We start from the raw sequence: 12346 nt of genomic DNA on the forward strand, positions 1-12346 counted from the left end.
GGGCGTCCGGCGGGGTTGCCGGAACCCGAGGATGTGCTGTCGGGGGCGGCGGGTGATCCGGGGCTGGGGCCAAAGCTCGATACCGCGCGCTTTGCGGCCTTGCTGGCGGCGGCGGGGGCGGATCGGGCGGAATTGCTGGAACGGCTGGGGGCGGATCTGGGGTCGGTCCTGGTGGCGCTGGATGGGGCCTTGGCTGCGGGCGATGTGCCCGAGATCCGGGCGCAGACCCATATCCTGATCGCGGTGTCGGGGGCGGTGGGGGCAGACAGGCTCTACCGTCTGGCCGAGGTTCTCAACATCGCGGCCAAGCGGCGGCGCATCGCCGATCTGCCGGCGCTCTACGCGCCCTGTCGGGCCGATCTGGTAGACCTGATCGCGCATGTGGAGGCGCAGGGCGGGGGCACGTGAGCGGCACCCTTGCGCCTGCGCCCGTGGCGGCACAGACTGGCGCGAGGATCTTTCGCCCAAAGGATGGCCCCATGTCCCCTGCACCTGCATTGATCGAGGCTGCGCGCGCCGTGCGTGAAAACGCCCATGCGCCCTATTCGGGGTTCAAGGTGGGCGCGGCGCTGATGTCGGTCGAGGGGCGGCTGCATCTGGGCTGCAACGTGGAGAATGTCGCCTATCCCGAAGGCACCTGTGCCGAGGCGGGCGCGATTGCCGCCATGATCGCAGCGGGTGACAAGCGGATCGCCGAGGTCGCGGTCATCGCCGACAGCCCCGCCCCCGTGCCGCCCTGTGGCGGCTGCCGCCAGAAGCTGGCGGAATTCGCGGGCGGCGATGTGGTGGTGACGCTGGCCACGACGGGGGGCGCGACGCTGGTCACGACAGTGGCCGATCTGTTGCCGGGGGCCTTTGACGCGGGCTTCATGGCGCATGCGGAGAAAAGCGCCCCGTGAGCGACGCGCGCACCATCCTGGCCAAGCTGCGCGACGGGGAGCGGGTGACGGAGGCCGAGCTTTTCTGGTTTGCCGAAGGGCTGGCGAGTGGCGAGGTGACGGATGCGCAGGCGGGCGCTTTCGCCATGGCGGTCTGCACGAGGGGCTTGGGAAAGCCCGCGCGGGTCATGCTGACCAATGCGATGCGCGAAACCGGGCAGGTGCTGAAATGGCGGCTCGACGGACCCGTCATCGACAAGCATTCCACGGGGGGCGTGGGCGATTGCGCGTCCTTGCTGCTGGCGCCCGCGCTGGCGGCCTGCGGGGCCTATGTGCCGATGATCTCGGGGCGGGGGTTGGGCCATACGGGCGGCACGCTCGACAAGCTGGAGGCGATCCCCGGATACCGGACGCAGGTGTCGGTCGATGATCTGCAGGAGCTGGTGGCCGATGTGGGCTGTGCCATCGTGGGAGCCTCGGCCGATATCGCGCCTGCGGACAAGCGGCTTTACGCGATCCGCGACGTGACGGGGACGGTGGAATCCATCGATCTGATCACGGCCTCGATCCTGTCCAAGAAACTGGCGGCGGGGCTGGAGGCCTTGGTGCTGGATGTGAAGGTGGGATCGGGCGCTTTCATGGCGGCACCCGCCGATGCGCTGGCGCTGGCACAATCGCTGGTCGACACCGCGCAGGGGGCGGGTTGCATGACATCGGCGCTGGTGACCGACATGAACCAACCGCTGGTCGCATCGGCAGGCAATGCGCTGGAGGTGATCGCGGTGATGGAGGTTCTGACCTCGGGCGATCTGTCCTCGGATCTCGCGCGGCTGACGCAGGCCCTGGGGGGCGAGGTGCTGGCGCTGGGCGGTTTGGCTGCCGATGCCGCCGATGGAGAGGCGCGGATCGCGCGGGCGCTGACCTCGGGCGAGGCGGCCGATACCTTTGGCGAGATGGTCGCGGCCTTGGGCGGGCCGCATGATTTCATCGAGCGCTGGCGCGACAGGCTGCCCGCGGCGCGGGTGATGGTCGACGTGGTCCCGCGCGAGGGCGGCTACGTGGAGCGGATCGACACGCGCGCGCTGGGCGAGGCGGTGGTGCGGCTGGGCGGCGGGCGGCTCAAGCAGGATGACCGGATCGATCTGGCCGTGGGCCTGTCCGATATCGCGCGGATCGGGGACAGGGTGGAGCCTGACAGGCCGTTGGCGCGCATCCATGCGGCAAGCGAGGAGGCCGCGCGCGCCGTGGCGGGGCGCATCCGCGCGGCGTTTGTGCTGGGCGATCATGCGCCCGAGGTTCCGCCCCTGATCCATGAAAGGATCGGCTAGCATGGCGCGCGCATTCCTTGTGGTGATGGACAGCCTGGGCATCGGGGCTGCGCCGGATGCGGGGGCCTATTTCAACGGCGATCTGCCCGATACCGGGGCCAATACGCTGGGCCATATCGCGGCGGCCTGTGCGGCGGGACAGGCCGAGGAGGGGCGGAGCGGGCCCTTGCGCCTGCCCCATCTCGACGCATTGGGATTGGGCGCGGCGCTGCGGCTGGCCTCGGGCGCGCGGGGCGAGGGGCTGGACGCGGACCCAGAGGGGCTTTGGGGCGTGGCGGAGGAAGTGTCGCGCGGCAAGGATACGCCGTCGGGGCATTGGGAATTGGCGGGGCTGCCCGTGCCCTTTGACTGGGAATATTTCCCCAAGACCAAGCCCTGTTTCCCCGATGACGTGGTGGCGGAGGTCAAGCGGCTGGCGGGGGTCGAGGGGATCCTTGGAAATGAGCATGCGAGCGGGACCGAGATCATCGCGCGGCTGGGGGAGGCGCATCAGAGGACGGGCTGGCCGATCTGCTACACCTCCATCGACAGCGTGTTCCAGATCGCCGCCCATGAGGAGACATTCGGGCTGGAGCGGTTGCTGAAGCTCTGCGAGGGGCTGGCCCCCATGCTGCATGCGCGCCGGGTGGGGCGGGTGATCGCGCGGCCCTTCGTCGGCGGGCCGGGGGATTACCGGCGCACGGTCAACCGGCATGATTACGCGCTGGCCCCGCCGGGTCCGACGCTGTTGGACCTTGTGCAGGGGGCGGGGCGGCAGACCTACACGATCGGCAAGATCCGCGACATCTTTGCGGGCCGTGGCGTGGGCCATGCGGTGACGGGGGCGGATGCGGACCTGATGGGGCATCTGGCCGAGCATGTCGCGGGGGCCGAGGAAGGCAGTCTGACCTTCGCCAATTTCGTGGAATTCGACAGTCTTTACGGGCACAGGCGCGACGTGTCGGGCTATGCGCGGCACCTGGAATGGTTCGATGCGGCCTTGGGGCCGATCCTGAAGGGTCTGCGCCCCGATGACCTGATGATCCTGACTGCCGATCACGGCAATGACCCGACATGGCCCGGCACCGACCATACCCGCGAGCGGGTGCCGGTGGTTGCAAAGGGGCCCTATTCCGGGCAGATCGGGATAAGGGCCTTTGCCGATGTGGGCGCCTCGGTCGCCGCGCATCTGGGGATCGGGTTCGACGGGCCGGGGCAAAGCTTTCTGACGGGGAATGATGTCGGCCTCTGAACTGATCTATTTCGCGATGACGCTGGTCGTGGTCACGCTGGCGGTGCGCTACATCGGCCCCTTCATCGGGCGGCCGCGCACGCCGTGGCGGGGGGCCGCGCTTTTCGGGTTCATCATCGCCTTCATCGGTTGGGCCATCGGGGCGTGAGATGAGAGATATTCCCAAGGTCGAATTGCATCTGCACCTTGAAGGGGGCGCGCCGCCTGCCTTCATCCGGGGGCTGGCCAAGGAAAAATCCGTCGATCTGTCGGGGATTTTCCGCGAGGATGGCGGCTATACCTACCGCGATTTCTGGCATTTCCTGCAGGTCTACGAGGCGGCGACAAGCGTTCTGACGACCCCTGAGGATTACGCGCGGCTGACGCGTGCCGTGCTGGAGGAAAGTGCCGCCAATGGCGTCGTTTATGCCGAGACCTTCCTTTCGCCCGATTTTTGCGGGGGTGGCGATGTGGGGGCGTGGCGCGACTACCTGACGGCGATCCGCGAGGCGGCGGAGGATATGGAGCGCAGCCACGGCATCACGCTGCGCGGTATCGTCACCTGCATCCGCCATTTCGGGCCGGAACGGTCGCGGCCCATCGCGGTCTGTGCCGCCGAGACGGCGGGCGATTGGCTGACTGGGTTCGGCATGGCGGGCGACGAGTTGAAGGGGAAACCGGGCGATTTCCTGTGGGCCTTTGATTGCGCGCGGGAGGCGGGATTGCGGATCACGGTTCATGCAGGCGAATGGGGCGGCGCGGCATCGGTGCGCGATGCGCTGGACGCGCTCAACCCCGAACGGATCGGGCACGGGGTGCAGGCCATCGACGATCCGGCGCTGGTCGACCGGCTGGCCGAGGATGGGATCGTTCTGGAATGCTGCCCCGGATCGAACGTGTTTCTGGGCGTCTACAAGGACTGGCGCAGCCATCCCATCGAGCGCCTGCGCGAACGCGGCGTGAAGGTCACGGTTTCGACCGATGACCCGCCGTTTTTCGGCATCACCATGACCTCGGATTACGAGAACCTGAACCGGCATTTCGGCTGGGACGAGGAGATTTTCGCCGAGGTGAACCGCAACGCCCTGGAGGCTGCGTTCTGCGACGCGGCCACCAAGGACAAGATCGCCAAGAAACTGGGGGCCAGCCGCGCATGACCGAGCATCTGACAATCGTCAACCATCCGCTGGTGCAGCACAAGTTGAGCCTGATGCGGGAGGCCGACACCTCGACCAAGTCGTTTCGGCAATTGCTGCGCGAGATCAGCCTGCTTTTGGCCTATGAGGTCACGCGCGAGATGCCGATGACCACGAAGCGGATCGAGACGCCCTTGTGCGAGATGGAGGCCCCCACGATCGAGGGCAAGAAGCTGGCGCTGGTGTCGATCCTTCGGGCGGGCAACGGGTTGCTGGACGGGATCCTCGAGCTGATCCCCAATGCGCGGGTGGGGTTCATCGGGCTTTACCGTGATCCCGAGACGCTGCAGCCGGTGCAGTATTATTTCAAGGTGCCCGATGCGCTGGAGGATCGGTTGACCATCGTGGTCGACCCGATGCTGGCGACCGGCAATTCCTCGGCGGCGGCCATCGACCTGTTGAAGAAGGCGGGCGCGAACAACATCCGGTTCCTGTGCCTGTTGGCGGCCCCCGAGGGCGTGGCGCGGATGAAGGAGGCCCATCCCGATGTGCCCATCGTGACGGCGGCGCTCGACAGCCATCTGAACGATCACGGCTATATCGTGCCGGGACTAGGGGATGCGGGGGACCGCATGTTCGGCACAAAATAGGCGTTTGTGCGGCTTTACTTGGGCAAGGTCTTGGGACAGTCTGTTTCCAGCGAAGCCTTGGGGGTTTGCATGGAATCGAGACGAGTGACGCGCGGTTTGGCGCTGGCCCTGGTGGCCTTTGTGGGGATGATGACGGCGACGGGGGTAGAGGCGCAGGCCGTGCCCGCCGAGACGCCGCCCGCAAGCTATACCGGCATCCAATATGTCGACAGCCGCGGTTGTGCCTTTGTCCGGGTAGGCGTGGGGGCGAATGTGCAATGGGTGCCGCGCGTCGGGCGCGACCGGCGCCAGATCTGCGGGCAATCGCCGACGCGGGTGGCTGCGGCACCGGCCGCGCCTGCGCAGACTGCGACGGCCACCACGGCCAGCCGCCCGGTGGTGATCCCCCCGGCGCCGGTGGCCCCGCGACCGGTCGCCACCGCGCCGCGCCCTGTGGCGACGACCCCGCGCATCCAGCCCGCGCCCGTGGCCCCCGCGAGCGGGAATTGCCCCAACCTGCCCGCCGACATCCGGCCCTATTTCGCAGGTCCCGGCGTCCGCTGCGGCCCGCAGGCCGTGCATCCCGGCGATGCCGTGCGCGGATTTGACCAAAGCAGCCTTGGCTCCGGTGCGGGCGAGGTGCGGCAGGTGGTGCGCTACGAGGTCAATCCGCCGCCCGGATATCGCGCGGCCTGGGATGACGGGCGGATGAACCCCTATCGCGGCGTGTTTTTTGCGGGCGGACAGCGGCAGATGGAACAGGTCTGGACCAATACGGTGCCGCGCCGGTTGGTGAGCGATCCCGCGCCGCGCGGGCTGATGGCGCTGTTCTCGCGCCCGTCGCGCCCGGCGGAGGTGGTTCCCGCGCAGCTGGTCGTCATCCGTCCCTGAGGGGCAGGCGGTCAGCGCCCGCAGATATCCTGAAGCGTGATCCAGTCGGCATCCGACAGGAGCGGCTCACCCCGGCCCGAGCGGATCGGGTTGCCTTCGATCAGGGCCAGCGTGGTTTCCCCGGTGATGTCGCGGGCGAAGGCATAGGGCGCGGTGGGGATATCGGCGGCGGCGAAGCGCGCCAGAAGGGCCGCATCCTCGACCGGTCCCGTTTCTTGCGACAAGAGCGAGACGGCATGGGCATAGAGCGTGTCGGTGTCGATCTCGCCCGTGGTCAGAAGGCGCAAGGTGGTGCCCAGGCCCGCCTCGGACAGGAGGGTGAGCATCGGATCGGTGTCGCTGCGGCGGGCATCCTCGGCCAGAAGGTAGCCGGCCAGAACCTCGGGGGTTTCGTGATCCTCGACGAGGCCCGCATTGACGACGAAGATGCCGCCCGGCAGCGCCAGCGTGTCGGGGATGGAGGCGGGCAGGACGGCCACGCGGGGGGCCAGCTCGCCGAAGGTGCGGCGCGCCAGCCGGGTCAGCGCCAGCGAGCCGCGCGGATTGGTGCAGATCGGCCCGGACAGCCGCCCGATTTCCTGCAACAGCCGGTTGCCGATCGCCTCGCGGCTGGCGGGCGGCAGGAGCGCCACGGTCTGGCGGGTCAGCGCATCGGGCAGCCAGAAGAGGCCGAGCCCCAGCAGCAGCGCGCCAAGGCCCGCGCCGATCCACAGCCGCAGGCGACCGGGATGGGGGCGGCGCTTGTCGATGGCGCTGCGGACCTTTTCGATGGCCGCGATCATGTCGGGATCGTCGATTTCGAGCCGTTCCTCGGCCTCGGCCCCCGGCGCGTAGAGCGCGGGCTGGCGACCGGGGTTGAGACGCGCGACGGCGGGCAGGGACCAATGGGTCAGCGCGATCTCGGAAAAGGTGGAGATCATGAGCGTGGCATCGCCCAGCGACACGATGACTTCGCGGCGCTGGGCATCGGGTGCCTCGCGCCAGAGGCCCGTCGCCTCGAGCCGATTGTATTGCTCAAGTACCGTCATGGGCGTGCTGCTCGACCCTGTTTCGGCGCAGCATAGCCCGGCGCGGCCCCCGGCTCAACGCTGATTGGCCCAAGATCGCCCGTCAGAGGCTGCTTGCGATCTTGCGCAGTTCGAATTTCTGGATCTTGCCGGTCGAGGTCTTGGGCAAGTCCTGAAAGACGACATGTTTGGGGGTCTTGAACCCTGCAAGGCGCTGGCGGGCGAAGGCGATGATTTCCTCTTCGGTGGCGGTGGCCCCTTCCTTGAGTTCGAGGAAGGCGCAGGGCACCTCGCCCCATTTCTCGTCGGGTTTGGCCACAACGGCGGAGAGGAGCACGGCGGGATGGTGCATCAAGACGCCCTCCACCTCGACCGAGCTGACGTTTTCGCCGCCCGAGATGATGATGTCCTTGGCGCGGTCGGCGATCTGGACATAGCTGTCGGGGTGCTGTTTGGCGATGTCGCCGGAATGGAAATAGCCGCCCGCAAAGGCTTCGTTCGTGGCGCGGGGGTTCTTGTAATAGCCCTTCATCACGGAATTGCCGCGCATCATGATCTCGCCCAGCGCCGCGCCATCCATGGGGATCTGGGTCATCGTGTCGGGGTCCATGACGGTAATGTGGTCCATGTTGGGCATCGGCACGCCCTGACGCGCCTTGACGGCGGCGCGGTCGTCACCGCGCAGATCGGCCCAGTCGACATCCTTGAAGGTGCATTCGGTGGCCGGCCCATAGGTTTCGGTCAGGCCGTAGACCTGCGTGATGTTGAAGCCCATGGTTTCGATGGCGGCCAGCGTCGCAGGCGCGGGCGGTGCACCGGCGGTGAAAACCTCGACCACATGGGCAAAATCCCGGCGGTCGGCGGGTTTGGCGTTGACCAGCATGTTGAGCACGATGGGCGCGCCGCCGAAATGGGTGACGCCCTCGTCCGCGATGGAATCGTAGATCGCTTTCGCGGTGATGTCGCGGCAGCACACGGTCGTGCCGCCGACCACGGGCATGGTCCAGACATGGCACCAGTTGTTGCAGTGAAAGAGCGGCACGATGGTCAAATAGGTCGGGTAGAGCGTCATCCGCCACGAGATCGGCGTGCCCATGGTGATCAGGTAGGCCCCGCGATGGTGATAGACCACGCCCTTGGGCCGCCCGGTGGTGCCCGAGGTGTAGTTGAGCGCGAGGCTTTCCCATTCGTCGACGGGCATGATCCAGTCGAAATCGGTATCCCCTTCGGCGATCAGCGCGTCATAGGTCAGGTGGCGGCCCGAGGCGTGATAGCCTGCCGCCGCATCGGGCACTTCGACGATCAGGGGGAGATCGGCGTTTTCCTGCGCGGCGATGGCTTCCTCCACCACGCCGAGGAATTGGGTGTCGACGAGCACCACCTTGGCCTCGCCATGGTCGAGGATGTAGGAGATCGTGCCGATATCGAGGCGGATGTTGATGGAATTGAGCACCGCGCCACAGGCGGGGATTGCCCAATGCGCCTCCACGTGGGGGGCGGTGTTGGGCATGACGGCGGCCACGACATCGCCGGGGGCCACGCCGCGTTTCGCGAGCGCCGAGGCAAGCCGGGTGACGCGGGTGTAGAGCTCGCCATAGGTCAGGCGAAAGCCGCGATCCACCAGCGCGGGGCGGTTGGTGAAGATGCGGTTGGCGCGGATCAGGTGGCTGAGCGGCGTCAGCGCCACGTGATTGGCGGCGCGCTTTTCCAGCCCGGTCTCGTCCTTCATCCAGCCCATGGCCACCCCCTGTTGTCTGCGAAAGATTCTGACCGGAGTCTTGGCGCGCGGCGCAAGAAAAGGAAAGGGGGCGGGGCGGCTTTTGCGCCGCCTTTCCTGCGGCTATGGTCCGGCGCAGGGATGAGGGAGGCGGGGATGGAACCGGAGATCACGGGGCCCTTGAGGGTCGAGGCAGGCGTCTATCGGGCCGGGGCGGCACCGGGCGATCCGGCCCCCTATGCGGGCGAGGACAGTTTCACATTCGTCCGGGTCAAGGTCAGGGATGGTGATGGCATCACGGGCGAGGGCTTCACCGGCCGGTTCTGCGCGGCGGAGGTGGCGCATCTGTTGAACGGGGCGGTGGCCGAGGCGCTGGCGGGGCCTGTCAGCCTGCCAGAGCTGGCGCGCAAGCTGAACCCAAGGGGGATGACGGGGGTGGTCGTCTCGGCGTTATCGGCGCTTGAGGTCGCGTTTTGGGATCTTGCGGGCAAGCGGGCGGGCAAACGCGTGGCCGCGTTGCTGGGGGGCGCGAGGGATGGCGCATCGGTCGATGTGACCTGCGGTTTCCCGGCGCTGGAGATGGGCGCGCTGGTCGAGGCCTGCGCGGCGGAGGTCGTGGCGGGGGCGCATGGGGTCAAGGTGCTGGTCGCCGCCAAGGGGCGGAGCGTGGCGGAGGATATCGCGCGCGTCCGCGCCGTGCGGGAGGCGATCGGACCCGAGGCGGGGCTGATCGCGGATGCCAATTGCGGCTGGGATCTGCAGAGCGCATTGGAGTTTGCGCGGGGTGCCGCCGATCTGGGCCTGAGCTTTCTGGAGGAGCCCGTGCGCGGCAATGACCGCCACGCGCTGGCACGGCTTGCGGCCGAGGGGGCCGTGCCGCTTGGAGCGGGGCAGATGGAGCAATCGCCCGAGCGGTTCGAGTTGCTGGCGGAGGCGGGTGTTGCCGTGATCCAGCCCAATGCGGTCTTTGCAGGCGGGATCGGGGCGGCGGTGGCCCTGGCCCAAGCGGCGGAGGCGCGGGGATGTGCCGTGTCGCCTGCGGGGGGCTGGGATATCGTCAACCTGCACTGGATGTGCGGGGCGATGGGGGCGGGTGCGGTGGAATTGCACCGGGCGCAGGGGCGCATCGCGCGTCTGTTGATGGCGCGCCCGCCCGAGATGTCGGGCGGACGGCTGGTGGTGTCGGAGGCGCCGGGCCTGGGGCTTTGCCCCGACGAGGAGGCGCTGGCGGCCTGCCGGGTGGGGTAGGCGTTTTTCCCGGGGAAAACGCCTTGGAAATCCCGGGATTTCCAGGACGGAAAACCCGGGTTTTCCGCTTTGCTTCGGTCACGCGGCCTTGCTGTCCGTTCCCGTCCCGAAGCGGCCGTAGAAGCTTTGTCCCTTGTCAGCCATCTCGCGCAGGAGCGCGGGGCAGGCGAACCGGTCGCCATAAGCCGCCTGCAACTGGTCGCAGCGTTCGGCGGCATAGGGCGTGCCGAGGATGTCGAGCCATGAGAACGGGCCACCCGACCAGGGCGCAAAGCCCCAGCCAAGGATCGCGCCTACGTCGCCTTCGCGGATGTCGGTCAGAACGCCCTCTTCCAGCGCGCGGACGGCCTCCAGCACCTGGATGAAGAGGAGGCGGTGCTGCACCTCGACCAGATCGGGTTGATCGGCGGCCACGGGGTAATGGTCGGACAGACCCGGCCAGAGACCCAGACGCTTGCCGCCCTCGTCATAGGCGTAGAAGCCCGCGTTGGATTTGCGGCCCAGGCGCCCGGCCTCGACCATGCCGAAGATGACGGGGTCGACCGTATCGTCATAGGCGGAGCCCATCGCCTGCTTGGTCGCCTTGGCGATCTTGGCGCCGAGGTCGAGCGAGGTTTCATCGGTCAGCTGCAAGGGGCCAAGGGGCATGCCGACCAGTTTGGCGGCATTCTCGATCAGGGCGGGGGCGACCCCTTCCTTCACCATGCGGATGCCTTCGTTGATGTAGGGGATGATGCAGCGGTTGGCGTAGAAGAAGCGCGCATCATTGACCACGATGGGCGTCTTGCGGATCTGGCGCACGAAATCGAGCGCCTTGGCCACGGCCCGATCCCCGGTTTTTGCCCCCTTGATGATTTCCACCAGCGCCATCTTGTCGACGGGGCTGAAGAAATGGATGCCGATGAACTGCTCGGGTCTGTCGGATGCCTTGGCCAGTTCGGTGATCGGCAGGGTGGAGGTGTTGGTGGCAAAGATGCAATCGGGGCCCACGACCGCGAGCACCTTTTTCGTGACCTCGGCCTTGACGCCCACATCCTCGAACACGGCTTCGACGATCAGGTCGCAGCCTGACAGGGCTGCGTGATCGGTCGTGGCGGTGATGCGGCCCAGCACCTCGGCCTTTTTCTCAGGTGTGACCTTGCCACGCTTCATCCCCTTGTCGAGAAGGCTTTCGGCATGAGCGCGGCCCCTGTCGGCCGCGTCCTGTGCGGCGTCGATCAGCACGACCTCGATCCCGGCATTGGCCGCGACATAGGCGATGCCCGCGCCCATCATGCCGGCCCCCAGAACGCCCAGTTTCGCAACCTTCTGATCGGGCAGGGCAGGGCGGTTGGCACCCTTTTCCAGCGCCTCCTTGTTGAGGAAGAGCGACCGGATCATCGCGGAGGAGGAGGGGTTCATCAGGACCGACACGAACCAGCGGGTTTCGATCCTGAGGGCGGTGTCGAAATCGACAAGCGCGCCTTCGTAGACGGCGGACAGGAGCGCCTTGGCCGCCGGATAGACGCCCTTGGTCTTGCCGTTGATCATGGCGGAGGCGCCGACAAAGGTCATGAAGCCCGAAGGGTGATAGGGCGCGCCGCCCGGCATCTTCCAGCCCTTCTGGTCCCAGGGCTTGACGATATCGGCGTCACTGGCCGAGAGAACCCATTCGCGGGCGCGGGCCAAGAGAACCTCGGGGGCGACCACCTCGTCGATCAGTTGGGCGGATTTCGCGGCCTTGGGGGCCAGCATCTTGCCCTCGAGCAGGACAGGGGCCGCCTGCATCGCGCCGACCATGCGGGAATAGCGCGTCGTGCCGCCGCCGCCGGGGAAGATGCCGACAAGGATCTCGGGCAGGCCGATGCGCGCCTTGGGGTCATCGGCCATGATCCGACGGTGGCAGGCCAGCGCGATCTCGGTCCCGATTCCCGCACAGGTGCCGGGGATGGCGCAGGCGATGGGCTTGCCGCCCCTGTTGGTCTTGGGGTCCATCCCCGCGCGTTCCAGTTTGCGCAGGATGCGGTGGCCGTTCATGGTGAAATCGTAAAGCGCCTGCGCCGGGTCATCGCCCGCCTCGTCGCGGATATTGGCCAGCGTGTTCAGGTCCATGCCGCCTGCAAAGCTGGATTTGCCGCTGGTGATGACGATGCCCTTGACCTCCGGATCGGCCAGCGCCGCGTCGAGCAAGGTCTCGACCAGGGCGAAAGCCTCCCGCGTGAGGACATTCATCGACTTGGTCTTCACGTCCCAGGTGATCACGGCGACGCCATCGGCGCCCTTGTCCATGGTGAAATCGGTCATGTTCTTCCCCTGTGGTCTG

Annotated in this window: 12 protein-coding genes; 9 read left to right on the top strand and 3 right to left on the bottom strand. The window is 67.5% G+C overall.

The window, feature by feature from the left end; translation table 11 throughout:
• Positions 1–15 precede the first annotated feature (15 nt).
• The 8 genes from AABA51_RS04810 (at position 16) to AABA51_RS04845 (ending at position 6072) form a co-directional block, all read left to right on the top strand.
• Complete coding sequence (locus AABA51_RS04810; protein ID WP_338274914.1) at positions 16–408, top strand: hypothetical protein; 393 nt, start codon at positions 16–18, stop codon at positions 406–408.
• Positions 409–479: 71 nt separating this feature from the next.
• Positions 480–899, top strand: a complete 420-nt coding sequence (locus AABA51_RS04815) for a cytidine deaminase (RefSeq protein ID WP_338274915.1) — start codon at positions 480–482, stop codon at positions 897–899.
• A complete protein-coding gene (locus tag AABA51_RS04820; protein ID WP_338274917.1) occupies positions 896–2206 on the top strand; it encodes a thymidine phosphorylase in 1311 nt (436 codons plus the stop codon). Before AABA51_RS04815 ends, AABA51_RS04820 begins: the two co-directional genes overlap by 4 nt.
• 1 nt (position 2207) lies before the next feature.
• Positions 2208–3437, top strand: coding sequence for a phosphopentomutase (locus AABA51_RS04825; RefSeq protein ID WP_338274919.1), 1230 nt, complete (start codon positions 2208–2210; stop codon positions 3435–3437).
• A complete protein-coding gene (locus tag AABA51_RS04830; RefSeq protein ID WP_338274921.1) occupies positions 3421–3585 on the top strand; it encodes a hypothetical protein in 165 nt (54 codons plus the stop codon). Before AABA51_RS04825 ends, AABA51_RS04830 begins: the two co-directional genes overlap by 17 nt.
• Position 3586: 1 nt before the next feature.
• Positions 3587–4573 (top strand): adenosine deaminase, encoded by a 987-nt coding sequence (locus AABA51_RS04835; protein WP_338274922.1) that lies wholly within the window; start codon positions 3587–3589, stop codon positions 4571–4573.
• On the top strand, positions 4570–5202 hold the full coding sequence (upp, locus tag AABA51_RS04840; protein WP_338274924.1) for a uracil phosphoribosyltransferase: 633 nt from the start codon (positions 4570–4572) through the stop codon (positions 5200–5202). Before AABA51_RS04835 ends, upp begins: the two co-directional genes overlap by 4 nt.
• Positions 5203–5271: 69 nt before the next feature.
• Positions 5272–6072, top strand: a complete 801-nt coding sequence (locus AABA51_RS04845; protein ID WP_338274927.1) for a hypothetical protein — start codon at positions 5272–5274, stop codon at positions 6070–6072.
• Between the two features lie 11 nt (positions 6073–6083).
• Here AABA51_RS04845 and AABA51_RS04850 read toward each other — a convergent pair whose 3' ends face one another.
• Positions 6084–7100, bottom strand: a complete 1017-nt coding sequence (locus AABA51_RS04850; RefSeq protein WP_338274930.1) for a hypothetical protein — start codon at positions 7098–7100, stop codon at positions 6084–6086.
• 82 nt (positions 7101–7182) lie between these two features.
• Positions 7183–8817 carry an AMP-binding protein gene (locus AABA51_RS04855; RefSeq protein WP_338274932.1) on the bottom strand — a complete coding sequence of 545 codons (1635 nt, stop codon included), beginning with the start codon at positions 8815–8817 and terminating at the stop codon, positions 7183–7185.
• A 135-nt stretch (positions 8818–8952) separates the two neighbouring features.
• On the opposite strand from AABA51_RS04855, the gene AABA51_RS04860 reads away from it, so the two are divergent.
• Entirely contained in the window at positions 8953–10044 is a 1092-nt protein-coding gene (locus AABA51_RS04860; protein ID WP_338274934.1) for a mandelate racemase/muconate lactonizing enzyme family protein, read from the top strand.
• 78 nt (positions 10045–10122) lie between these two features.
• Here the strand turns inward: AABA51_RS04860 and AABA51_RS04865 are convergent, their stop codons facing one another.
• Positions 10123–12327 (bottom strand): 3-hydroxyacyl-CoA dehydrogenase NAD-binding domain-containing protein, encoded by a 2205-nt coding sequence (locus AABA51_RS04865; protein WP_338274936.1) that lies wholly within the window; start codon positions 12325–12327, stop codon positions 10123–10125.
• Between the last annotated feature and the right edge of the window lie 19 nt (positions 12328–12346).

The organism is Roseicyclus marinus (genome assembly GCF_036322625.1).
Classification (GTDB): Bacteria; Pseudomonadota; Alphaproteobacteria; order Rhodobacterales; family Rhodobacteraceae; genus Roseicyclus; species Roseicyclus marinus_A.